Annotated in this window: 19 protein-coding genes; 13 read left to right on the forward strand and 6 right to left on the reverse strand. The window is 70.6% G+C overall.

The annotated features are described in order from the left end of the window. Window positions 1-75: 75 nt before the first annotated feature. The gene (rpmB, locus tag ACIP6U_RS27030; RefSeq protein WP_004924906.1) at window positions 76-261 is read right to left on the reverse strand and encodes a 50S ribosomal protein L28; all 186 of its coding nucleotides are present in this window, start codon (window positions 259-261) and stop codon (window positions 76-78) included. A gap of 210 nt (window positions 262-471) precedes the next feature. Here rpmB and ACIP6U_RS27035 point away from each other — a divergent pair, with 210 nt between their 5' ends. Beyond that, a complete protein-coding gene (locus ACIP6U_RS27035; RefSeq protein ID WP_401722734.1) occupies window positions 472-2,175 on the forward strand; it encodes a DAK2 domain-containing protein in 1,704 nt (567 codons plus the stop codon). 145 nt (window positions 2,176-2,320) lie between these two features. Here the strand turns inward: ACIP6U_RS27035 and ACIP6U_RS27040 are convergent, their stop codons facing one another. Further along, a complete protein-coding gene (locus ACIP6U_RS27040; RefSeq protein ID WP_401722737.1) occupies window positions 2,321-5,263 on the reverse strand; it encodes a tetratricopeptide repeat protein in 2,943 nt (980 codons plus the stop codon). Next, window positions 5,263-7,128, reverse strand: coding sequence for an HSP90 family protein (locus tag ACIP6U_RS27045; protein WP_401722740.1), 1,866 nt, complete (start codon window positions 7,126-7,128; stop codon window positions 5,263-5,265). Before ACIP6U_RS27045 ends, ACIP6U_RS27040 begins: the two co-directional genes overlap by 1 nt. A gap of 169 nt (window positions 7,129-7,297) precedes the next feature. Here ACIP6U_RS27045 and recG point away from each other — a divergent pair, with 169 nt between their 5' ends. The 8 genes from recG to mutM all read left to right on the forward strand — a co-directional run bounded on the left by recG (window position 7,298) and on the right by mutM (window position 14,677). Continuing rightward, a complete protein-coding gene (gene recG / locus ACIP6U_RS27050; protein ID WP_401722742.1) occupies window positions 7,298-9,535 on the forward strand; it encodes an ATP-dependent DNA helicase RecG in 2,238 nt (745 codons plus the stop codon). An 80-nt stretch (window positions 9,536-9,615) separates the two neighbouring features. After that, window positions 9,616-10,203 (forward strand): 16S rRNA (guanine(966)-N(2))-methyltransferase RsmD, encoded by a 588-nt coding sequence (gene rsmD / locus ACIP6U_RS27055; protein ID WP_401722745.1) that lies wholly within the window; start codon window positions 9,616-9,618, stop codon window positions 10,201-10,203. Window positions 10,204-10,229: 26 nt separating this feature from the next. Next, window positions 10,230-10,709, forward strand: a complete 480-nt coding sequence (gene coaD / locus ACIP6U_RS27060) for a pantetheine-phosphate adenylyltransferase (protein WP_280880318.1) — start codon at window positions 10,230-10,232, stop codon at window positions 10,707-10,709. Between the two features lie 69 nt (window positions 10,710-10,778). Continuing rightward, window positions 10,779-11,840, forward strand: a complete 1,062-nt coding sequence (locus ACIP6U_RS27065) for an ATP synthase F0 subunit B (RefSeq protein WP_401723109.1) — start codon at window positions 10,779-10,781, stop codon at window positions 11,838-11,840. 133 nt (window positions 11,841-11,973) lie between these two features. After that, window positions 11,974-12,627 carry a YceD family protein gene (locus ACIP6U_RS27070; protein ID WP_401722748.1) on the forward strand — a complete coding sequence of 218 codons (654 nt, stop codon included), beginning with the start codon at window positions 11,974-11,976 and terminating at the stop codon, window positions 12,625-12,627. 2 nt (window positions 12,628-12,629) lie between these two features. Continuing rightward, window positions 12,630-12,803: a 50S ribosomal protein L32 gene (rpmF, locus tag ACIP6U_RS27075; protein WP_073491177.1), complete on the forward strand. Its 174-nt coding sequence runs from the start codon at window positions 12,630-12,632 to the stop codon at window positions 12,801-12,803. A gap of 7 nt (window positions 12,804-12,810) precedes the next feature. Continuing rightward, complete coding sequence (gene rnc / locus ACIP6U_RS27080) at window positions 12,811-13,731, forward strand: ribonuclease III (protein ID WP_401722751.1); 921 nt, start codon at window positions 12,811-12,813, stop codon at window positions 13,729-13,731. Between the two features lie 85 nt (window positions 13,732-13,816). Next, on the forward strand, window positions 13,817-14,677 hold the full coding sequence (mutM, locus tag ACIP6U_RS27085) for a bifunctional DNA-formamidopyrimidine glycosylase/DNA-(apurinic or apyrimidinic site) lyase (RefSeq protein WP_401722754.1): 861 nt from the start codon (window positions 13,817-13,819) through the stop codon (window positions 14,675-14,677). Here the strand turns inward: mutM and ACIP6U_RS27090 are convergent. Next, window positions 14,650-15,051: a winged helix-turn-helix transcriptional regulator gene (locus ACIP6U_RS27090; RefSeq protein ID WP_401722756.1), complete on the reverse strand. Its 402-nt coding sequence runs from the start codon at window positions 15,049-15,051 to the stop codon at window positions 14,650-14,652. The genes mutM and ACIP6U_RS27090 overlap by 28 nt on opposite strands. Window positions 15,052-15,131: 80 nt before the next feature. Continuing rightward, window positions 15,132-16,244, reverse strand: coding sequence for a CAP domain-containing protein (locus tag ACIP6U_RS27095; RefSeq protein WP_401722759.1), 1,113 nt, complete (start codon window positions 16,242-16,244; stop codon window positions 15,132-15,134). 210 nt (window positions 16,245-16,454) lie between these two features. Between ACIP6U_RS27095 and ACIP6U_RS27100 the strand changes: the two genes are divergently transcribed. The 4 genes from ACIP6U_RS27100 (at window position 16,455) to ACIP6U_RS27115 (ending at window position 22,749) form a co-directional block, all read left to right on the forward strand. After that, complete coding sequence (locus ACIP6U_RS27100; protein WP_123997486.1) at window positions 16,455-16,736, forward strand: acylphosphatase; 282 nt, start codon at window positions 16,455-16,457, stop codon at window positions 16,734-16,736. Window positions 16,737-17,114: 378 nt separating this feature from the next. After that, window positions 17,115-17,318, forward strand: coding sequence for a hypothetical protein (locus ACIP6U_RS27105; RefSeq protein ID WP_079659246.1), 204 nt, complete (start codon window positions 17,115-17,117; stop codon window positions 17,316-17,318). Window positions 17,319-17,533: 215 nt separating this feature from the next. After that, complete coding sequence (smc, locus tag ACIP6U_RS27110; RefSeq protein ID WP_401722763.1) at window positions 17,534-21,148, forward strand: chromosome segregation protein SMC; 3,615 nt, start codon at window positions 17,534-17,536, stop codon at window positions 21,146-21,148. Window positions 21,149-21,327: 179 nt separating this feature from the next. Then, window positions 21,328-22,749: a sugar porter family MFS transporter gene (locus ACIP6U_RS27115; protein WP_401722765.1), complete on the forward strand. Its 1,422-nt coding sequence runs from the start codon at window positions 21,328-21,330 to the stop codon at window positions 22,747-22,749. Between the two features lie 6 nt (window positions 22,750-22,755). Here ACIP6U_RS27115 and ACIP6U_RS27120 read toward each other — a convergent pair whose 3' ends face one another. Further along, window positions 22,756-23,724, reverse strand: a complete 969-nt coding sequence (locus tag ACIP6U_RS27120; protein ID WP_401722767.1) for an LLM class flavin-dependent oxidoreductase — start codon at window positions 23,722-23,724, stop codon at window positions 22,756-22,758. Between the last annotated feature and the right edge of the window lie 38 nt (window positions 23,725-23,762).

Below are 23,762 nucleotides of genomic sequence, written 5' to 3' on the forward strand. Positions count from 1 at the left end.
AGCAAAAAGCCGGTCCACACGAGGTGGACCGGCTCAGTGCGGCGAACCAGCAGTGGCTACGCGCTCAACAGTGCGTCAGCGCGAGACCTTGCCGGCCTTGATGCACGAGGTGCAGGCGTTCACGCGCTTCGGCGTCCCACCGACCACGGTACGTACGCGCTGGATGTTCGGGTTCCAGCGACGGGGCGTACGGCGGTGCGAGTGCGAGATGTTGTTGCCGAAGCCCGGGCCCTTGCCGCAGACGTCGCAGTTGGCAGCCACGGGTCACTCCAAAGACTTCAGATGCACTTACGGTTGATCCCGGCATGCCGGGATCGAGATCCCTGAAATCAGAGATCTTGGTGGCGCTGCCAGGGGAATGGCCCGATGTGGATCGGGCAACCGGAGCAGCATACAACGGCTGCGCCAGTAGAACGAAACTACCACGGCTGCTCTACGCTTCCTGCAGTCCAGCAGCTCAGGGAGGCGCAGGTGGCGCAGGTGCCGCAGACATTCTTCGATGCTCTCGCGGTGCGCACCTGGTGCGGTCTCGCGCTGACGGCACTGGGCCGCGCGCGCGAGGAGATCGACGCGATCAATGTCTTCCCCGTGGCCGACGGGGACACCGGCACCAACCTGTACCTGACCATGGAGTCCGCGGTCACAGCCGTGGAGGCGGTGTTCGCGGCGCACGAGGTGGGCCCCGGGGCACCGGAGAAGCCGACGCTCGCGGACGCCACGCACGCGATGGCGCACGGCGCGCTGATAGGCGCCCAGGGGAACTCCGGGACCATCCTCGCCCAGCTGCTGCGCGGCATGGCCCAGGTGCTCGCCGCCGACGGTGAGACGCCTCACACCGACGGCTCCGGTCTCCGCCTCGCCCTGCGGCACGCCGCCGACTCCGCTCGCCAGGCCGTCGCACACCCCGTGGAGGGCACGGTCCTGTCGGTCGCCTCCGCCGCGGCCGCCGCGGCCAAGGAAGCCGACGGCGACTGCGGGACGGTCGCGCGGGCCGCCTACGAAGGGGCGCGCACGGCGCTGGCCGCGACCCCGGGACAGCTGGCCGTGCTCAGCAGGGCCGGGGTGGTGGACGCCGGCGGACGGGGACTGGTGGCGGTGCTGGCCGCGCTGGTGGAGACGTTCACGGGGGAGACGCCCGGGGCGATCGTGGTCTTCGGGGGGCACGCACGCGTGGAGGCCGATATGGGCGCTTCCCCCGACTCCGTGGCCGTCGAGGAATGCGCCCCCGCTTCCGACTCCCCCCAAGAGGGCGGCCCCGCCTACGAGGTGATCTACCTCCTGGAGGCCGAGGACACGGCCGTGAACCGGCTGCGGACCCGCCTGGACGCCCTCGGGGACTCGCTCGTGGTGGTCGGCGGGGACGGGCTGTGGAACGTCCATGTGCACGTGGACGACGCCGGCGCCGCCGTCGAAGCGGGCGTCGAGGCCGGGCGGCCGTACCGGATCCGTATCACTCACTTCGGGCTCGGCGACGTCCATACGACGGGTGCCGAGCGGCCGCCCCGGGAGCGCGCCCAGCGGGCCGTGGTCGCGGTCGTGCCGGGGGAAGGTCTGGCCGGGCTGTACACCGAGGCCGGCGCGACCATCGTGCTCGCGCGGCCCGGGGAGCCGCCCGCGAGCGGTGAACTCGTCGAGGCCGTACGGCGGGCCCACGCGCGCGAGGTGGTGCTGCTGCCCAACGACGCCGACCTGCGCCACACCGCCGCCGCGGCGGCCGAGCAGGCCCGCACCGAGGGCATCCGGGTGGCCCTGATCCCGACCCGCTCCGCGGTCCAGGGCATCGCGGCACTCGCCGTGCACGAACCGGAGCGGCGCTTCGACGAGGACGTCGTGTCGATGACGTCGGCGGCCGGCGCGACCCGGTACGCCGAGGTCGCGGTCGCCGAACGCCAGTCCTGGACCATGGCCGGCATCTGCCAGGCCGGCGACGTCCTCGGCCTCATCGACGGCGACGTGGCCGTCATCGGCTCGGACGTCACCACCACCGCCGAGGCCGTCCTCGACCGCATGCTCTCCGCCGGCGGCGAACTCGTCACCCTCGTCCTCGGCGACGAGGCACCCGACTCCGTCACCACCCGCCTCGAAGCACGCGTGCGGGAGGGGTACTTGGCCGTGGACACGGTGGTGTACCGGGGTGGGCGGCAGGGGGCGTTGTTGTTGATCGGCGTGGAGTAGGACGTCGAGCGGAGTACGACTCCAAGCGGGGCCGCCCTGCCCAACAGCCCTGTTGAGCCCGGCGACCGGCAAGAACTCCGACGCTCCCACCCATCACACGGCCCGCTCGCCCTCCGTGGCGGCCGCTCGCCCCGTGCTGCGCGCGTCAGCCGTTCTCCTGTTCGAGCACCACCTGAAGCAACTGCTCCGCCTCCGCCCGGCGGGCCTGGGTCGTCGGGTCCTCCTCGGTGGAGCCGTCGTACGCCGAAAGGACCGAACGGGCACGGGCCGCCGCGCGGGTCGGGCGGCTGAGGTCGGACTCCAGCCAGCCGGCGGCCAGTTCGGCGCCGGTGCGGCTGTCCAGGGCGCCGTCGCCGAGCGGGACGAAGACCGCGATCGCCTCGGCGACCTGGGCCAGGGCCGCTTCGAGCGTCGCCCGGATCGCCTCGTCGTCGGCGTCCTCGGCGGCGGAGCGGGCCAGCAGGTCGCCGAACTGGCGGTGGGTGTGGCCGAGTTCGGCGACGAGCCGCAGCCGTGCCGTGTCGTCGTCCACGCCGTCGCCCAGGGCGTCCTCGCAGGCGTGGACCGCGGCTGCCATGAACTCCCGTGCCGCGGCCCTCCCGTCCTCGTCCTCCACCCGCAGCGCGAGCCACGCGCGGGCGCGCAACGAGCGGACCAGTCCGTGGACGTTGCCGAGCGACTGCCACAGGTCGCCCGCGCGCGCGTACGCCTGGTCCGCCTCGGCGGGCAGCCCCGCGTTGCCGAGGGACTCGGCGGCGAGGTGCGCCAGCGTCGCGTGGTCCTGCTGCTCGGGCCAGTGCCGGGCGATCTCGGCGGCCTGCAACCGGCGTTCGGCCGCCGCACGGTGTTCGCCCAGCTCGCTCAGGCAGTCGCCGAGCCACCACTGCGTCTGGACGATCGCGCCGTCGCCGTGCGTCTCCGCGGTCAGGTCGGGCAGCGCCGACTCCAGCACCTCCGCGGCCTCGGCCCACCGCTGCCGGCGCAGCAGCACCCCGCCGAGCTGGTGCCGTGCCAGGGCGCCCAGCGTCCGGCCCTCGCCCGCCTCGTCGGCCCAGTGCGCGGCCTCCAGGGAGTGCTCGGCGGCCTCCTGAAGCTCTCCCCGGCCACTGAGCACCTCGCCGAGCTGGAGGTGCAGCTGGGCCCGCCCGACGGCCTCCAGATGCGCCCCGCCGTGCTCCAGCGCCGCCCGCAGCGCCCGCTCCGCCTCCGCGACATCGCCCAGATGGTGCGCAAGCCCGGCCAACCGTGCCTCGTACTCCACCGCGAACCACGGCAGCCCCGCCGTCACGAACCTCTCCGAGGCCTGCCCGAACAGCTTCGCGGACGTCTCCAACTCGCCGCTCTGAAGCGCCAGTTCCGCCAGCATGGCCTGGCCCTCGGCGGTCCGGGACGCCAGCCGCACATCGCCCTCGCCCCGCCCGTCGACCAGCGCGAGCAACTCCCGCACGGCGGCATCGGCGGCACCGAGGACCGTTTCGTCGGCGCCCTCGCCCGTCTCGCCCGCCTCATGCGCCCGCCGCATCAGGATCCGGGCCCGGCCCATCAGCACCGACGCCGTCTGCCGTACGCCGGTGGCCTCGTCGGCGTAGAGCGCGAGGACCTCGTCGTAGAGGCCGGTGACCACCGCTACGGCTTCGTCGACCCGGCCGGACAGGGCGCGGATGTAGGCCGCACGCGCGCGTGCCGCGAGGGCCTCGCCGGGGTCGCCCGCCTCGGCGTACAACTCGGCGGCCCGCTCGAACAGTTCGGCGCCCTCGGGGCCCCGGTCCATCGCCTCGTGGTCGACGATCTCCGCGCGGTCGCGGGCGTCCAGCTCGACGCCCTCGGCGGCCCGCGCGACCGCCGCCCAGGCCGGGACGGCGTTCGGCCGGAGGGTGTCGGACAGCCGCCGCGCCTCGGCCAGGAGGGCGGGCAGGTCCGGTTCCGCGGCGGACTCGGCGACCGGCACCGCGGTCGGCGTCACGGACGCGGGGCGGGTCGCGCGTACGCCGAGCGGCAGCCGGTCCACCAACGGGCGTTGCTCCATACGCGTGCGTGCCCGCTCGCTGACGTACGGCGTGCCGTTGCGTTCGTCGAACCGGGCCGCGAGGGCGAGGGCCTCCGCGCGTGCGTGCGGGGCGAGTTCGCGCGCGGTCCAGGTCCGGCCGGGCGGTCCCGGTACCTGCCGCTCGCCGAGGCCGAGTTCCGCCAGCCGGTCCATGAGGAGCGCCACCACCGACAGGAAGTCGAGCCTGCTGCGCGGCTGTCCGGCGTCCGTGAAGTACGCAGGGCGCTCGGCGAGCAGCTCAAGTCCGCGCGCCTCGTTGCCCGTCAGCGCGCAGAACTCCACGTGGTCCGCGTACGCGCCCCGCATGCTCTCCATGGAGCGCACCAGCCGGAAGCCCCGCAGATGGTTCGCACGCGCCTCGTCCGTGCGGCCCAGGCGCAGCAGGGGAGTCAGGGAGGAGGCCAGCGCGGTGTGCGGCTCGTGGGCGCAGGTGAACTCGCCCTCCAGGACCGGCCGCAGCAGCTCAAGGGCCGCCTCGTCCCGGCCGCGCTCCGCCTGCCACCAGCCCTGCCCCTGCAACTCGCACGCGTGGCAGTCGGCCATGCTGTCCCGGTCCGCCGCCAGCCACGCGTCGAACGCCCGCTCCGCGCGCGGGATGTCACCGATGTGCGCGGCCACGCTGAACTCGGCGCTGCGCACCGCCCGTTCGGAGTGCCCGGCGAGCCGGTAGCGGTGCTCCATCTCGCCGAGCCACTTCTCGATGGAGGCGAGCGGGACGTGCGGCTGGTCGAGCATGCCGGACGACATCCACTTGAAGACCCAGTGCAGCGAGTGCGTCTCGTACTCGTCGAAGTCCTCGGGCCGCTCGTCCCACATGCGCAGCAGACGCGCGAAGGGGACGAACATCTTGTCCTTCTCGGAGCTGTAGTTGTAGACCTTCAACTGGTGCCCGAGCGCCTCGATCACGGCCAGCGGGATGTTCAACTTCTCGGCCTCGGCGAGCAGTTGCTCCGCGCGTGCGTTGCGGGCCGGTCCCTCGGGCCGTTCGGAGTTCTCCGCCATCTCCTGGCGCAGCGAGTCGAAATCGGTGATCTCACTCATCAGTGACCGCCCCCCGCGGTGTCGGAGTCGGAGCCGGGTCCGTGGTCGGCTTCGCCATGGGTGGCCCATTCCAGCAGGCCGATGAACGACCGGTTCAACAGCGCGGTGTCCGCCGGCCGCAGTGGACGCTGGGCCATCAGGAGCGCCTGTCCGTACAGCGACTCCGTGGCCGTGCCGACGAGTTCGGGATCGCCGATCGAACTGATCCTGCGGATCAGCGGGTTGAGGTGGTTGAGCACCAGACGCGCGCGTGGCGTGCTGCCGCGCAGGGAGCCGAGGATGCCCGCCCACAGGTCGTCGGCGCTCTCCTCGGCCGCCGCGCGGGCCTGTTCGTGTCGGGCCTCCCGGTCGTCCAGGTGCAGCGCGGGCACGGAGAGCGGGTGGAAGGCGCGCAGGACGACGTCACAGCCCAAGGGGTCGAGCTTGGCCCGCGCGGCCGCCAGGAAGCCCGACAGGGCCAGCTCCTCCGCCGGGTCGACCGTGTCCAGGTGCGCGGTCACGGTGTCCGCGTCCAGCTCGGCGACGACGGTCCCGGGCCGCACCGACGGCAGCGCCTCCACCAGCTCGCTGTCGTACGTGTAACCGCCGTTGACGACCCCGACGCCCTGCGCGGACGCGATCGGCGCGACCTGCCGGTACTCCTCCACCGTGCGCGTGAAGTGCACCACCGGGTGCCGCTGCGCGAACTCCTCCAGGGACAACCGGCCGTCGGTCGTCTCGAAGGGCAGCCACGGCAGCATCGTGCGCAGCATCTCCTTGTCGTGCCGCGCGAGCGACTTCACGCCCAGGTGGTGCACCGAGAGGAACGCCGAGAGCCGCTCCGGATCGCCGGCCGCCAGACCCGTCAGCCAGGACCGGATCCGCTCGCCCAGCGCGTCCCGTACCGCCGCCAGCGTCTCGTCCTCGTACAGCGACTCGCGCGAGGCCGTCGGCCGCAGACTGTCCGTGTCCAGCACGCAGCGCACGAAGAACGCCCAGTCCGGCAGCAGCTGTTCGGCCCGCTCGGTCAGCAACATGCCCTTCAGGTGCACCCGGTGACTCGCCCGCTGCGCCGGACTCACCGCCGACGGCAGCACGTACGCCACCCCGCGGATGCCGGCCAGCGGCACGGCCAGCTCGATCGAGTCGAGCGGCGTGAAGCCGAACAGGTCGTGACAGTGCCGGGCCAGGGCCACCCTGCGGTTGGCGGGGGAGGGGTAGGAGCGGTCCCAGGGCGCCGGCAGATCGGTGACCGCCTCGTCGCCGACCCGGACGTCGTACGGCAGCAGCGCCCCGAAGTCCCGGGCCAGCGTGAGCACGCGCGCGGGGGCGAGCCACTCGGCGGCGCCCGCCCGTGCCACCAGGTGCACGGTGGTGCCCGGTTCGGGCCGCGCCTCGTGCGGCAGCGTCCGCACGGTGTACGAACCGTCGTCGCTCGCCGTCCACTCCACGGGGGCCGCGTCCGGCGTCCGCGCGCTGCGGCTGACCACCCGGATCCGCTCGGCGACGACGAAACAGGCCAGCAGGCCGATGCCGAACTGCCCGAGGAAGTCGGAGCGGGCCGCCTCCAGCCCCTCGGCGCGCTTGGAACTGCGCCCGATGGTCGCGAGCAGGTTGTGCACGTCCGCCTCGGTGAGCCCCACACCGGTGTCCTCGACCCGCAGGACGCCCGCCTCGGCGAACAGCCGTACCCGCGCCGGGGCGTCGGGCTGCTCCGCGCGCCGGGCGGTGATGGCGTCCACCGCGTTCTGCAGCAGCTCGCGGAGGTAGACCTTGGGGCTGGAGTAGAGGTGGTGCGAGAGCAGGTCCACCAGGCCACGCAGGTCGACCTGGAACGTGTGAGGTGGCTGGGACGGCTGGGATGACTGTGAGGTCTGGGAGTCCATCGTCACAGCGCCGCTGGGGGGAACTTACGCACGGCGCGGGGTCGGGCGGTCCCTGGTTGGGGTGGTGACCGCGGGGGATGGCCGGAGCGCGCCATCCTAGAGCCCGAACGAGCCGTCTGACCAGGGGTTTCCCCAGACGTATACGGCAATGTCAGTGACGTGGTGTGCAATGGATCTCGTGCCCGCACTGAAAGAACCGCTGCACCAGCCACTGAAATCGGTGCTCGGCCCCGCCACCGCGAAGGTGATGGCCGAGCATCTCGGCCTGCACACCGTAGGCGACCTCCTGCACCACTACCCGCGCAGATACGAGGAGCGGGGCCAGCTCACACACCTGGCCGAACTCCCCATGGACGAGCACGTCACAGTGGTCGCCCAGGTCGCCGACGCCCGCCTGCACACCTTCGCCTCGTCCAGGGCGCCGCGCGGCAAGGGCCAGCGCCTCGAAGTCACGATCACCGACGGCAGCGGCCGGATCCAGCTGGTCTTCTTCGGCAACGGCGTGCACAAGCCCCACAAGGACCTCCTGCCGGGCACGCGCGCGATGTTCGCGGGCAAGGTCTCCGTCTTCAACCGCCGCCTCCAACTGGCGCACCCCGCCTACGAGTTGCTGCACGGAGACCCCGACGAGGCCGACGAACCGGTCGAGACCTGGGCCGGCGCCCTCATCCCGCTCTACCCCGCCACCGCCAAGATGGAGTCCTGGAAGATTGGCAAGGCGATCCAGACGGTGCTGCCCAGCGCCCAGGAGGCCATCGACCCCCTCCCGGACACCCTGCGCGAGGGCCGCGGCCTGGTCTCCCTCCCCGAGGCCCTCCTCAAGATCCACCGCCCCCGCACCCAGGCCGACATCGCCGACGCCCGCGCCCGCCTCAAGTGGGACGAGGCCTTCGTCCTCCAGGTGGCCCTCGCCCGCCGCCGCCACGCCGACGCCCAACTCCCGGCGGTCCCCCGCGAACCGTCCCCCGACGGCCTCCTCACGTCCTTCGACGACCGCCTCCCCTTCACCCTCACCGAAGGCCAGCAGAAGGTCTCGAAGGAGATCTTCGACGACCTGGCGACGGACCACCCGATGCACCGGCTGCTGCAAGGGGAAGTCGGAAGCGGGAAAACGATGGTGGCCCTCCGCGCCATGCTCGCCGTCGTCGACGCCGGGGGACAGGCCGCGATGCTCGCCCCCACCGAGGTGCTCGCTCAGCAGCATCACCGGTCCATCGTCGAGATGATGGGGGAGCTGGCCGAGGGCGGCATGCTGGGCGGTGCCGAGACGGCCACCAAGGTGGTGCTGCTCACCGGGTCCATGGGCATGGCCGGTCGCCGGCAGGCCCTGCTCGATCTCGTCACCGGTGAGGCCGGCATCGTGATCGGCACGCACGCGTTGATCGAGGACAAGGTCCAGTTCCACGACCTCGGTCTGGTCGTGGTGGACGAACAGCACCGCTTCGGCGTCGAGCAGCGGGACGCCCTGCGCGGCAAGGGCAAGCAGCCCCCGCACCTGCTGGTCATGACGGCCACCCCCATCCCGCGCACGGTCGCCATGACGGTCTTCGGCGACCTGGAGACCTCGGTCCTCGACCAGCTCCCCGCCGGCCGCTCACCCATCGCCACCCACGTCGTCCCGGCCGCCGACAAACCCCACTTCCTGGCGCGCGCGTGGGAGCGCGTGCGCGAGGAGGTGGAGAACGGCCATCAGGCGTACGTCGTCTGCCCCCGCATCGGCGACGACGCCGACGGACAGGGCGACCCCAAGAAGGCCGCCAAGAAGAAGTCCCCCGAGGACGAGGCCGAGAAGCGCCCGCCCCTGGCCGTCCTGGACGTGGCCGACCAGCTCGCCAAGGGCCCCCTCCAGGGCCTCTCGGTCGAGGTCCTGCACGGCCGGATGCACCCCGACGACAAGGACGCGGTCATGCGCCGCTTCGCCGCGGGCGACACCGACGTCCTGGTCGCCACGACGGTCATCGAGGTCGGCGTGAACGTTCCGAACGCCACGGCGATGGTGATCATGGACGCCGACCGCTTCGGCGTCTCGCAGCTCCACCAGCTCCGCGGCCGGGTCGGCCGAGGCTCCGCCCCCGGCCTCTGCCTCCTGGTCACCGAGATGCCCGAGGCCAGCCCCGCCCGCCAGCGCCTGACCGCGGTCGCGTCCACCACCGACGGCTTCGAACTCTCCCGCATCGACCTGGAACAACGCCGGGAGGGCGACGTCCTGGGCCAGGCCCAGTCCGGTGCCCGCTCCAGCCTCCGCGTCCTCGCGGTCATCGAGGACGAGGAGGTCATCGCGGAGGCGAGGGCGGAAGCGACGGCGGTAGTGGCGGCGGATCCGGAGCTGACGGGGTTCCCAGGCCTGAGGACGGCTCTGGACGCCCTCTTGGACGAGGAGAGGGAGCAGTACCTGGAAAAGGGCTAGAGGCACACCCCCCCAGGGGCGCGGGGAACTGCGCGACCAGCCACACTGAACCTGAAGCCGTCCACGACCAAGGACCAAAGATGACCCGCGTGATCGCAGGCGAAGCCGGCGGACGCCGCCTGGCAGTCCCGCCAGGGACCGGTACCCGCCCCACCTCCGACCGCGCCAAAGAAGGCCTCTTCTCCACCTGGCAGTCCCTCCTCGGCGCCCCCCTGGAAGGGACCCGCGTCCTCGACCTCTACGCCGGCTCAGGAGCCATCGGCCTGGAGGCGATCTCAAGGGGCGCGAGCCACACCCTCCTGGTCGAGGCGGACGCCAGAGCCGCCCGCACCATCAAGGAGAACGTCAAGAACCTGGGCCTCCCGGGCGCCGAGGTGAGAGCGGGCAAGGCAGAACAGATCATCCAGTCACCGGCGCCGACGGCCCCGTACGACCTCGTTTTCCTGGACCCTCCGTACCGTGTCACGGATCACGATCTTCGGGAGATTCTCCTCACACTCCGCACCGGGGGCTGGCTCACGCCGGAGGCGCTCGTCACCGTTGAGCGCAGCACCAGAGGTGGCGAATTCCGGTGGCCGGACGGATTCGAAGCGATCAGGGCCCGTCGCTACGGCGAGGGGACGTTTTGGTACGGTCGCGCCGCCTCTACGTGCGAAGACGCACGATGACCGGACCGGAGAGCGAGGGACCACAAGTGCGCCGTGCCGTCTGTCCCGGGTCGTTCGACCCGATCACCAATGGACACCTCGACATCATCTCCCGCGCCTCCCGCCTCTACGACGAGGTCTACGTCGCGGTGATGATCAACAAGTCCAAGAAGGGCCTGTTCGAGATCGAGGAGCGGATCGACCTGATCCGCGAGGTCACCGCCGACTACGGCAACGTACGCGTCGAGGCCTTCCACGGCCTCCTCGTCGACTTCTGCAAGCAGCGCGACATCCCGGCGATCGTCAAGGGACTGCGGGCCGTCAGCGACTTCGACTACGAGTTGCAGATGGCGCAGATGAACAACGGCCTGTCCGGCGTGGAGACCCTCTTCGTGCCGACCAACCCCACCTACAGCTTCCTCTCCTCCTCGCTGGTCAAGGAGGTGGCGACCTGGGGCGGCGATGTCTCGCACCTGGTGCCGCCGTTGGTCCTGGAGGCTCTGGACAAGCGCCTGCGCAAGGGCTGATGGGGCTACAGTCTTCCCGTCCGTCTCCAACCCAGCTGTAGAGAGTGGCGAGCACCGGTGGACGTACAGGTGGACGTGCAGAAGAAGCTCGACGAGATCGTGGCCTCGGTCTCGGGCGCCCGGTCCATGCCCATGTCGGCGTCGTGCGTGGTCAACCGCGCCGAACTGCTCGCGCAGCTCGAGGAGTTGCGTCAGGCGCTGCCCGGCTCGCTCGCCCAGGCCCAGGAGCTGATCGGCGACCGCGACCACATGGTCGAGTCGGCCCGCCAGGAGGCCGAGCAGATCATCCAGCACGCGCACGCCCAGCGCGGCTCCCTGATCTCCGACACCGAGATCGCCCGGCGCTCCCAGGCGGAGGCCGACCGCATCCTCGACGAGGCCCGCAAGGAGGCCGAGGACGTGCGCGCGGAGGCCGACGACTACGTCGACTCCAAACTCGCCAACTTCGAGGTCGTCCTCACCAAGACCCTCGGCTCGGTCGGCCGCGGCCGCGAGAAGCTGCTCGGCACCGGCCCCGGCCTGGACGAGCAGGGCTACGAGGACGAGGACGCCCCCGAGCGCAGCCACGACCCGGAGACCCTGCGCAAGGACGCCGACTCCTACGTGGACGTCAAGCTGGGCGCCTTCGAGGCGGTGCTCGCCAAGACCCTGGAGGCGGTCGGCCGCGGCCGGCAGAAGCTGCACGGCCGGATCGCCACCGACGACCTCGGTGCCCTGGCCGACGACCAGACGACCTTCCAGCACTCCAGCGACGCCGACTACCTGGCCGACCTCACCGCCCTCACCGAGCAGGAGAACGCCGCGGCGGCGCCCCAGCAGCCCGCCCAGCAGCAGGGCTACGCCGAGCCGCAGCCGGCGTACGGCTACCAGCAGCAGGCCGAACCCTACGCCGGCCAGTACCAGCAGCAGGGCTACGGCCAGCAGGACGCGTACGGCTACCAGCAGCAGGCCGACCCCTACGCCTACCAGGGACAGGGCTACGACGCCCAGCAGCAGGCGTACGACCCGAACCAGGACCAGCAGGCGCAGCAGGCCCAGCAGTCGTACGCCCTGGACGAGACCAGCCTCTTCGACACCGGCATGATCACTCCGGAGCAGCTGCGGGCCTACGAACAGGGTCGCGGCCAGTAACGGACATCCGGATTGGGCCGAGAGCGAAAGGTCCAGTATCCTGGCTCTTCGGTCGCGTGTACGTCCGCGATCAGCGCTGCCCGGAGTCACCGATGGGCAGCGTCCCTCTGAGTTCTGAAGATCGAAAGCAGGAATGACCTCCAACGCACGCCTAGACCACCGCAACCCGCTCGTGTTCGACACTCACGAGCTCGGGCGGCGGCCCGGCGCGCTGCAGCGGCTGTCCCGCACGATCGACGCCCCGAAGGACCTCGGTCTCCAGGGGGTCATCGGAGTGCCGGAAGGCGCCCCGGTGGAGCTCGACCTCCGCCTCGAGTCGGTCATGGAAGGGGTGCTTGTCACAGGCACCGCCCGTGCGCAGGCCGAGGGGGAGTGCGTAAGGTGTCTGGAGCCGCTCGAGCTGGCGCTCGTAGCGGAATTCCAGGAGATGTTCTCCTACCCCGACGCCGATGACCGGGGCCGCCCCAAGGCGGAGCCGGTCGACGACGCCGAGGAAGACGAGGACAGACTCTTCATCGAGGACGGCCTGTTCGACCTCGAACCCGTGCTGCGGGATGCGGTGGTGCTCGCACTGCCGATGCAGCCGGTGTGCCAGGACGACTGTCTGGGCCTGTGCTCCGAGTGCGGAGAGCGGCTCACGGACGACCCGGACCACCACCACGACGCCGTCGACATCCGTTGGGCGGCACTGCAGGGACTCGCCGGTTCACTCGAAGACGGCGAGAAGGACAAGATGAGCGGCGACGAGCCTCGTTCAGCCCGTGCCGCCGAGAAGCAGGAGAAGTAGCCGTGGCTGTTCCGAAGCGGAAGATGTCGCGCAGCAACACGCGCCACCGCCGGTCGCAGTGGAAGGCTGCGGTCCCCAACCTGGTTGCGTGCGAGCGCTGCCACGAGCCCAAGCTGCAGCACATCGCGTGCCCGTCTTGCGGCACTTACAACAAGCGCCAGGTCCTCGAGGTCTGAGCGGCTGGTGAGAGGCACCGTGTCCACTGCCAAGAAGGCGGATGACGCCAAGGCGGACCCAACCGCCAGGAAAAAGTCGGACAACACGGCCTCGTCCCACACGCTTCTGGAAGGGCGGCTCGGCTATCAGCTCGAGTCCGCCCTTCTGGTGCGTGCGCTGACCCACCGTTCCTACGCGTACGAGAACGGCGGTCTGCCGACCAACGAACGGCTGGAGTTCCTCGGGGACTCCGTGCTCGGCCTCGTGGTCACGGACACGCTGTACACGACCCACCCCGACCTGCCCGAAGGCCAACTGGCCAAGTTGCGGGCCGCGGTGGTCAACTCTCGTGCACTGGCGGAGGTCAGTCGCGGTCTCGACCTGGGTTCCTTCATCCGGCTCGGCCGGGGTGAAGAGGGCACGGGCGGCCGGGACAAGGCGTCCATCCTCGCCGACACCCTTGAAGCGGTGATCGGCGCGGTCTATCTCGACCGAGGCCTCGACGCGGCTTCCGAACTGGTGCATCGCCTGTTCGATCCGCTCATCGAGAAGTCCTCGAACCTCGGAGCCGGCCTGGACTGGAAGACCAGTCTCCAGGAGCTCACCGCGACCGAAAGTCTCGGCGTGCCCGAGTACCTGGTCACGGAGACCGGCCCCGATCACGAGAAGACCTTCACTGCTGCCGCCCGCGTCGGAGGCGTCTCGTACGGCACCGGCACCGGCCGCAGCAAGAAGGAGGCGGAGCAGCAGGCCGCCGAGTCCGCATGGCGGTCCATCCGGGCCGACGCGGACCAGCGAGCCACGTTGGCGGTCGAGAAGGCCGCCGAGGAAGCTGCCCAGCTGGCGGCCGCACAGGCCGCCGAGCAGGAGGCCGAGAAGGCTGCCGAACCGGCAGTCGGCGAAGCCGCCGAGGAGGACGGGGAAGGCCCGTCGTCCGTCTCCGCCTGACGAACAGCGCCATCCCGAGCGCCCGTCCCCTCCGTGGGCCGGGCGCTCGGTTCATCCACAGCGGTTTTCCGGTACGGGAGTCCCGATGCCCGAGTTGCCCGAGGTCGAGGTCGTCCGGCGCGGCCTGGAGCGGTGGGTCGCCCATCGTGTCGTCGCCGACGCCGAGGTGCTGCACCCGCGTGCCGTACGCCGGCACATCACCGGTGCCGACGACTTCACGCACCGCCTCAAGGGGCATCGCGTGGGCGTCCCCAGCCGTCGCGGCAAGTACCTGTGGCTGCCCCTGGAGGACACCCACCAGTCGGTCCTGGCGCACCTCGGCATGAGCGGCCAGCTCCTGGTCCAGCCGGACACCGCACCCGACGAGAAGCACCTCAGGATCCGCGTGAGATTCGCGGACGACCTCGCGACGGAACTCCGCTTCGTAGACCAACGCACCTTCGGCGGACTGTCGTTGCACGACAACACCCCCGACGGACTGCCCGACGTCATCGCGCACATCGCCCGTGACCCCCTCGACCCGCTGTTCGACGACGAGGCGTTCCACCAGGCGCTGCGCCGCAAGCGCACGACCATCAAACGGGCCCTGCTGGACCAGTCGTTGATCAGCGGAGTCGGCAACATCTATGCGGACGAGGCCCTTTGGCGCGCCCGCGTCCACTACGAACGCCCCACGGCCGGCTTCACGCGCCCGCGCACGGCCGAACTCCTGGGCCACGTAAGGGATGTGATGAACGCGGCGCTCGCCGTCGGCGGCACCAGCTTCGACAGCCTCTACGTCAACGTCAATGGCGAGTCCGGCTACTTCGACCGGTCGCTGGACGCGTACGGGCGTGAAGGTCTGCCGTGCAGGAGGTGCGGTACGCCGATGCGCCGGCGCCCGTGGATGAACCGGTCCAGCTACTTCTGCCCCACGTGTCAGAGGGCGCCGCGCGTCCCGTCGTAGCGCTCGCGGGCCGCGAGGACGTCGTCCATGCGGCCCTCGACGAAGTGGATGAGGCCGAGGAGGCGTTCGGCGACCTCGTGGCCGAGGGGGGTCAGCTCGTAGTCCACGCGGGGCGGGTTGGTCGGCTGGGCCTCGCGGTGCACCAGGCCGTCGCGCTCCAGCGCGTGCAGCGTCTGGGAGAGCATCTTCTCGCTCACGCCGTCGACGCGCCGGCGCAGCTCGTTGAAGCGCAGCGAACCCTCGTACAGCGCCCCGAGCGTCAGCCCGCCCCAGCGTCCCGTGACGTGCTCCAGCGTCGTGCGCGAGGGACACGCCTTCGCGAACACGCTGAAGGGGAGGTCCCGTACGTCCGCGGGCTCCTGCGTGATGTCCATACCACGAGCGTACTCGAAGGCAGCGCTAACCATCAGTTAGCGCTGCCTTCGATGTGCGTCCACCGGGACACGGAGCGGATCTAGTAGCCGAAGTCCTGCGTCCACCAGGGGCCGCCCTCGCCGAAGTGCACGCCGACGCCCAGGGTCTTGAAGTCGCAGTTCAGGATGTTGGCCTTGTGGCCGGGGCTGTTCATCCAGGCCTCCATCACCGCGGCCGCGTCGGCCTGGCCGCGGGCGATGTTCTCGCCGCCGAGGCCGGTGATGCCCAGTGCCGCCGCGCGGTCCCACGGAGTGGCCCCGCTCGGGTCGGTGTGGTCGAAGAAGCCCTGTGCGGCCATCGCGTCGCTGAAGGCCGTGGCCAGGTCCGACAGCGCGCTGTTCGCGGCCACCGGGCTGCAGCCGGCCTTGCTCCGCTCGTCGTTGACCAGCTGGAGCACCTGCGCCTCGGCCGCGGCCTCCGCGGTGACCGTGATCGGGGAGGAGGTCTCCTTCGGCGGGGCCGGCTCCTTCGCCGAAGGCGTGGTGGTCGGCTTCTCGCTCGGTGTCTCCACCGGCTTCTCGGTGGGCTTCTTGGTCGGCGCGGCCGTCGAGGGCGAGGTCGAGGGAACCGTGCTCGGCGAGGCCGCGCGGTCGGAGTCGCGGCTCGTCGAGGAGCCGTCGTCCCGGTTCTCCGCACTGCCGGACGTGCCGCCCTGCTCGGTCGCGGAGTTGCTCGGTGTGCCGACGGCCTGCGTCTTGTCGCCGCCGCCCCCGCCGCCGAGCTTGTAGTTCTCGAGCCCGGGCATCGAGCCCGTGGCGACCGCGACGGTGCCGATGGCGACCGCAGCGGAGACCCCGAGCAGACCGGACTTCACCGGCGTCACGGTCTTCTTGCGCCGCCGGTGCGAGCGGCCCCGCCCGGAGCCCCCGCCGGGCGAGTGCCCGTCGTCGGGGAAGACCGTGGCGAAGTCGTCCTCGTTGGCGAAGAGGTAGGCGGCGCTGCGCGCGGACGCCCTGGTCTGCGCCTCGCTGTCCGTGGCGGGGCCGGTCCCGAACGACTCCGGGGCCCCACCGCCGTAGGACTGCGGTCCTTCATAGCTGTACGAGTACTCCTGAGGGTCGTAGCCGCTCGTGTACGAGCCGTCCCTTGTAGTGACCCCCGTGGCGCGGCTCGTGGCGGCGCGGCCGGCGGCGGAGCGTCGGTGGCGTCCCATGTCCTTGCCTTCCTCGTTCTGCGGTCGAGCGGACCCATAGGACCTCGGGATCCGCGGAACCTCTGGGCCGTGGAATCTTCGCTGTGACCCGACTCACGCGATCTCACTCGATCGAGTGAGTTTCATATGAGATTCATTGGATGGGGACGGTACCGCATGGCGCCAGAGGAGGGAGTGCCCCGAGAGACATTGGCCGGTTAGGTTGCACTCATGAGCGAGGATGTGCGGCTGGTCGCCTGGGTGCGGGGACGGGTCCAAGGTGTGGGTTTCCGCTGGTTCACGCGGGCCAAGGCGCTGGAGCTCGGGTCCCTGAGTGGTTTTGCTCTCAATTTGGCGGACGGACGGGTTCAGGTGGTCGCCGAGGGCCCCCGGGAGGGGTGCGAGGGGCTCCTGGGGTGGCTCCAGGGTGACGACACGCCCGGGCGCGTGGACGGTGTCACCGAGATCTGGGACACACCCCGTGGGGGATACGACGGGTTCGCCATCCGTTGAGCCGGTTCTGTAAAGCGGCCCAGGCGGAAGCGGAGGGACATGCCACCGGCAGCTGCCCCGAGCAGAAATGGCCTGGTGGTTGCCAAGAACCCCGTGTCGTGGGAAGCTCCGCAGCTAAGAATGATCGAACGCCCTCAGGACCCCGCAGGAGCCGCGGCGCCGCCGTCTTCAGGCCGCCGACAGCGGGTTGCCCGTCAATACAGGGCGTGATCGTGTTGACCGTCAAACTTTTTGGTGAGACGCTGAAAACCCCGCGCACCTTAGCTGTTTGGCATGGAGAACGGCAGCACTATCTCAACAGTGCCAGGCACTGCGGGTGCGATTCCCTCACGACCCACACCGCTTCGGTCGGTCACTCAGTGTGGAGGACCATCCATCATGGCAAAGGCGCTTCTCGGTTACGTCGGCGGTTCCGACCCGCGACTCCTCGCCGAGATGCGACGGCTCCAGCAGCGCGTCCAGGACCTGGAATCCGAGCTCGGACGGATCCAGGCGGAGAACGACGCGCTGACGGCTGCCGCTTCTCACGACTCGCTTCTCGAGAGCATCGACGCACGCCAGGCGGAGCCTGCGCTCACCTGATCACTGCATCGCACCACGACAGCAGGGGTTCGGTGGCCCACATCAGCCGCTAAGTTGTCAGAGTTTGCAAGGGACGCTTCGGCGTCCCTTCTTTCTTTCCCCCGTCGCCCTCCACCCTCTTTAACGTTTGGTGTGCCCTGCACGTTCAACAGCGAAACCGCGGGGAACCGGACGTTCATGGAGTGAGATAGCGGCGGAAGGTAGAGTCCAGCGGCGTGCACCTCAAGGCCCTGACCCTCCGCGGGTTCAAGTCGTTCGCCTCGGCGACCACGCTCCGGTTCGAGCCGGGTATCACGTGTGTCGTCGGACCCAACGGCTCGGGCAAGTCCAATGTCGTGGACGCGCTCAGCTGGGTCATGGGCGAACAGGGCGCCAAGTCGCTGCGCGGCGGCAAGATGGAGGACGTCATCTTCGCCGGCACCACGGGCCGTCCGCCCCTGGGCCGTGCCGAGGTCTCCCTGACCATCGACAACTCCGACGGCGCGCTGCCCATCGAGTACGCCGAGGTCACCATCACGCGGATCATGTTCCGCAACGGCGGCAGCGAGTACCAGATCAACGGCGACACGTGTCGCCTCCTCGACATCCAGGAACTCCTGTCGGACTCCGGCATCGGCCGCGAGATGCACGTCATCGTCGGCCAGGGCCAGCTCGACTCCGTCCTGCACGCCGATCCCATGGGCCGCCGCGCCTTCATCGAGGAGGCGGCCGGCGTCCTCAAGCACCGCAAGCGCAAGGAGAAGGCGCTGCGCAAGCTGGACGCGATGCAGGCCAACCTCGCGCGCGTGCAGGACCTCACCGACGAACTGCGCCGCCAGCTCAAGCCACTTGGCCGGCAGGCCGCCGTCGCCCGCCGGGCCGCCGTCATCCAGGCCGACCTCCGCGACGCCCGCCTGCGCCTGCTCGCCGACGACCTCGTACGGCTGCGCTCCGCACTCCAGACCGAGGTCGCCGACGAGGCCGCGCTCAAGGAGCGCAAGGAGGCCGCCGAGTCGGAGCTGAAGAAGGCCCAGCAGCGTGAGGCCCTCCTTGAGGACGAGGTCCGGCAGCTCACCCCGCGGCTCCAGCGTGCCCAGCAGACCTGGTACGAACTCTCGCAGCTCGCCGAGCGGGTGCGCGGCACGATCTCGCTGGCCGACGCGCGCGTGAAGAGCGCCACCTCGGTGCCCCCGGAGGAGCGGCGCGGGCGCGACCCCGAGGACATGGAACGCGAGGCAGCCCGGATCCGCGAGCAGGAGGCCGAGCTCGAAGCGGCCCTGGAGGCGGCCGAGCGCGCACTGGAGGACACGGTCGCGCACCGCTCCGACCTGGAGCGCGAGCTCATCCAGGAGGAACGGCGCCTGAAGGACGTGGCCCGTGCGATCGCCGACCGCCGTGAGGGCCTCGCCCGGCTGAACGGCCAGGTCAACGCGGCCCGTTCGCGTGCCGCCTCCGCCCAGGCCGAGATCGACCGCCTGGCCGCCGCCCGCGACGAGGCCCAGGAACGGGCCGTCACCGCCCAGGAGGAGTACGAGGCCCTCAAGGCGGAGGTCGACGGCCTGGACGCCGACGACGCGGAACTCGGCGAACAGCACAACACCGCCAAGCAGCGGCTGGCCGAGGCGGAATCGGCGCTGACGGCAGCCCGTGAGGCGACCACGGCGGCGGAACGTAAACGCGCCGCGACCCAGGCCCGCCACGAGGCACTGGCGATGGGCCTGCGCCGCAAGGACGGCACCGGAATACTGCTGGGCGCGAAGGACCGCCTCACGGGCCTGCTGGGCCCGGCGGCGGAACTCCTCACGGTGACACCGGGCTACGAGGTGGCGCTTGCGGCCGCATTCGGTGCGGCGGCGGACGCGATCGCGGTGACCTCCCCGTCATCGGCGGCGGACGCGATCCGCCTGCTGCGCAAACAGGACGGCGGCAGGGCAGCGTTGCTGCTGGCAGGCGGTCCCGACGAGCCGACCTCAACGCACACGCCCCCAAGGGGCGCGAGGAACGGCGCGACCAGCCACGACGAACCCGCAGCCGCCGCATCACAGAACACCCCTCTCTCTGCGGCGGAACTGGTCCGTGCCCCCTCCGACCTCATGCCGGCGATCCGCCGCCTCCTCGACCGCATCGTCGTGGTCAGCACCCTTGAGGACGCCGAGGAACTGGTCTACAGGCACCCGGAGTTGACAGCCGTCACCGCCGAAGGCGATCTGCTCGGCGCCCACTTCGCCCACGGCGGCTCCGCAGGCGCCCCCAGCCTCCTCGAAGTCCAGGCATCCGTGGACGAGGCAGCAGCCGAACTGGAAGACCTGGCAGTCCGCTGCGAGGAGTTGACCGAGGCCCAGCACGCCGCGGCCGAGCAACGGAAAGAAGCCGCCGCCCAGGTCGAGGCACTGGGGGAGCGACGCAGAGCCGCCGACCGCGAGAAGTCCGCCGTCGCACAACAGCTGGGCCGCCTGTCCGGACAGGCCCGCGGAGCAGCCGGCGAGGCCGAGCGGTCCACCGCAGCCGCCGCCCGCGCACAGGACGCCCTCGACAAGGCCCTTGAGGACGCAGAAGAACTCGCCGAACGGCTGGCCGTGGCCGAGGAGATGCCCGTCGAGGAGGAACCCGACACCTCCGTACGGGACCGTCTCGCCGCTGACGGCGCCAACGCCCGCCAGACCGAGATGGAGGCCCGCCTCCAGGTCCGTACGCACGAGGAGCGTGTGAAGGGCCTCGCCGGCCGCGCCGACTCCCTCGACCGCGCCGCCCGCGCCGAACGCGAGGCCCGCGCGCGTGCCGAACAGCGCCGCGCCCGGCTGCGCCACGAGGCCGCCGTCGCCGAGGCCGTCGCCTCCGGTGCGCGTCAGCTGCTCCTGCACGTGGAGGTGTCGCTCGGCCGGGCCGATCAGGAGCGGACCGCCGCTGACGCGGCCAAGGCGCGGCGCGAGCAGGAGCTCACCGTCGCCCGCACCACCGGCCGCGACCTCAAGGGCGAGCTCGACAAGCTGACGGACTCCGTGCACCGCGGCGAGGTGCTCGGCGCCGAGAAGCGGATGCGGATCGAGCAGCTGGAGACCAAGGCGCTGGAGGAGCTCGGCATCGAACCGGCCGGGCTGGTCGAGGAGTACGGCCCCCACCAGCTCGTACCGCCCTCGCTCGCCGCCGAGGGCGAGGAGCTCCCGGACGACCCCGAGCATCCGCGCAACCTGCCCAAGACCTTCCACCGGGCCGAGCAGGAGAAGCGGCTCAAGGCGGCCGAGCGGGCGTACCAGCAGCTCGGCAAGGTGAATCCGCTCGCGCTGGAGGAGTTCTCCGCGCTGGAGGAGCGTCACAAGTTCCTCAGTGAGCAGCTCGAAGACCTGAAGAAGACCCGCGCCGACCTGCTCCAGGTGGTGAAGGAGGTCGACGAGCGCGTCGAGCAGGTCTTCACCGAGGCCTACCGGGACACGGCCCTGCAGTTCGAGGGCGTCTTCAGCCGCCTGTTCCCGGGTGGCGAGGGGCGGTTGATCCTCACCGATCCCGACAACATGCTGACCACGGGCGTGGACGTGGAGGCCCGCCCGCCGGGCAAGAAGGTCAAGCGGCTGAGCCTGCTCTCCGGTGGCGAGCGCTCACTCACCGCCGTAGCGTTGCTGGTGTCGATCTTCAAAGCTCGACCCAGCCCCTTCTACGTCATGGACGAGGTCGAGGCCGCCCTCGACGACACCAACCTCCAGCGACTGATCCGGATCATGCAGGAGCTGCAGGAGGCGTCACAGCTCATCGTGATCACGCACCAGAAGCGGACGATGGAGGTCGCCGATGCCCTGTACGGCGTCTCCATGCAGGGCGACGGGGTCTCGAAGGTCATCAGCCAGCGACTGCGCTGAAGCCGTTCCTTCAAATCTTGAACACAAACCCCTCACGGGTGGGCTGATATCTCACATTCATCGCCCATTGACTTCGAAACTTGAAGGCATAGTCTCGGCAACGTCGTTTTTACTTGCAGATGCCACCGATCCGGCATGGTCCCCATTCGGCAGTGTTGCCGGTGGCCCGAGGAGTACACGTGACCAGCACCGCTGAGGCCCCCAAGTCAGGAGCCGGACCGGCTCACCCCGAGCACCTCGGGCACGTCATCTTCATCGCGGCGGCGGCCGCGATGGGCGGTTTCCTGTTCGGCTACGACAGTTCCGTGATCAACGGCGCCGTCGAGGCCATCCGGGACCGCTACGACATCGGCTCCGCGGCCCTGGCGCAGGTCATCGCCATCGCCCTGATCGGCTGTGCCATCGGCGCGGCGACCGCGGGCCGGATCGCCGACCGCATCGGCCGTATCCGCTGTATGCAGATCTCCGCCGTGCTGTTCACCATCAGCGCCGTCGGCTCCGCGCTGCCCTTCGCGCTCTGGGACCTCGCCTTCTGGCGGATCATCGGCGGCTTCGCCATCGGCATGGCCTCCGTGATCGGCCCCGCCTACATCGCCGAGGTCTCCCCGCCGGCGTACCGCGGCCGGCTCGGCTCCTTCCAGCAGGCCGCGATCGTCATCGGCATCGCGATCTCGCAGCTGGTCAACTGGGGTCTGCTGAACGCCGCCGACGGCGACCAGCGCGGCAAGCTCATGGGCTTGGAGGCCTGGCAGGTCATGCTCGGCGTCATGGTGATCCCGGCCGTCCTGTACGGTCTGCTCTCCTTCGCGATCCCCGAGTCCCCGCGCTTCCTGATCTCCGTCGGCAAGATCGACCGCGCCCACACCGTGCTGCGTGAGGTCGAGGGTGACGACATCGACCTGGACGCCCGCGTCGCCGAGATCGAGCACGCGATGAGGAGCGAGCACAAGTCGACCTTCAAGGACCTGCTCGGCGGTGGCGGCTTCTTCTTCAAGCCGATCGTCTGGGTCGGCATCGGCCTCTCGGCCTTCCAGCAGCTCGTCGGCATCAACGTCGCGTTCTACTACTCCTCGACGCTGTGGCAGTCGGTCGGCGTCGACCCCACGGAGTCGTTCTTCTACTCCTTCACCACGTCGATCGTGAACATCATCGGCACCGTGATCGCCATGATCTTCGTGGACCGCATCGGCCGTAAGCCGCTGGCCCTCATCGGCTCGGTCGGCATGGTCGTCGGCCTCGCGCTGGAGGCCTGGGCCTTCTCCTTCGACCTCGTCGACGGCAAGCTGCCCAGCGCCCAGGGCTGGACCGCACTGATCGCGGCCCACGTCTTCGTCCTCTTCTTCGCCCTGTCCTGGGGTGTCGTGGTCTGGGTCTTCCTCGGCGAGATGTTCCCCAGCCGGATCCGCGCCGCGGCCCTGGGCGTCGCCGCCTCCGCGCAGTGGATCGCCAACTGGGCCATCACCGCGAGCTTCCCGTCCCTGGCCGACTGGAACCTCTCCGCGACCTACGTGATCTACACGGTCTTCGCCGCGCTCTCCATCCCGTTCGTCCTGAAGTTCGTCAAGGAGACGAAGGGCAAGAAGCTGGAGGAGATGGGCTGACCCGGCTCAGCCGAGCCGCGGCAGCACCTCGTCGCAGAACAGCCGCAGACTCCGCCATCCCTCCTCCACCGGCATCCCGCCCGCCAGCGGATGCAGTACGAGGTTGTCGAGCCCCTGCTCGACGACCTCGTCCGGCGTGAGGATCCGGTACACGCCCTCGGCGCGCAGTCCGTCGACGTCCGTCGCCCCGGACTTCACCGCCGACCGGATCTCGCCGGACTGCCAGGAGGCGTACGTCCGTGCCTCGTGCAGGAAGTGCTCGCCGTACTGGGCCCAGGCCCGGTCGGGGTCCTCGGCGATGTGCAGCAGGGGCGTCTCGGCGGTCGGCATCATGGTCCAGCCCTCGGTGCCGTACTCGACCAGCCGTTCCTTGTAGTAGGCCTCCAGCTCCGGCAGGTGCGCGCTGGGGAAGAAGGGCAGGCCCAGGCGGGCGGCGCGGCGGGCGGCGGCCTTCGAGGAGCCGCCCACCAGGAGCAGCGGGTGCGGCTCGGTCGCCGGGCGCGGGGTGACCCGTACCGTGCGGCCGCGGTACTCGAACTCCTCGCCGGTCCAGGCCTTGAGCAGAGTCTCCAGGAGCTCGTCCTGGAGCTTGCCGCGGCGCTTCCAGTCCACGTCGAACTGGGCGTACTCCTCGGGCCGGTAGCCGATGCCTGCGACCGTCACCAGCCGGCCGCCGCTGAGCAGGTCGAGCACCGCGATGTCCTCGGCCAGCCGGAGCGGGTCGTGCAGCGGGCCGATGATCGCGGAGACGGTGACCGCGATCGTGCGGGTCGCGCCGAACACCGTGGCCGCGAAGGCGAACGGCGAGGGCAGCCAGTTGTTGGCGACGCCGTGGTGCTCCTCCGTCTGCACGGTGGTGACCCCGCGCTCGTCCGCGTACGCGGCCATCTCCACGGCCGCCCGGTAGCGGGCGCCGAGGGAGGAGGGGGTGGCGTCGGGTTCGACGAGGTTGAAACGGACGACCGTGACGGGCATGGGATCCCCTTCGCCGGGCGGATGTGCGGGGGACGGTA

Origin of the sequence: Streptomyces sp. NPDC088794 (genome assembly GCF_044750545.1) — a bacterium.
GTDB lineage: Bacteria > Actinomycetota > Actinomycetes > Streptomycetales > Streptomycetaceae > Streptomyces.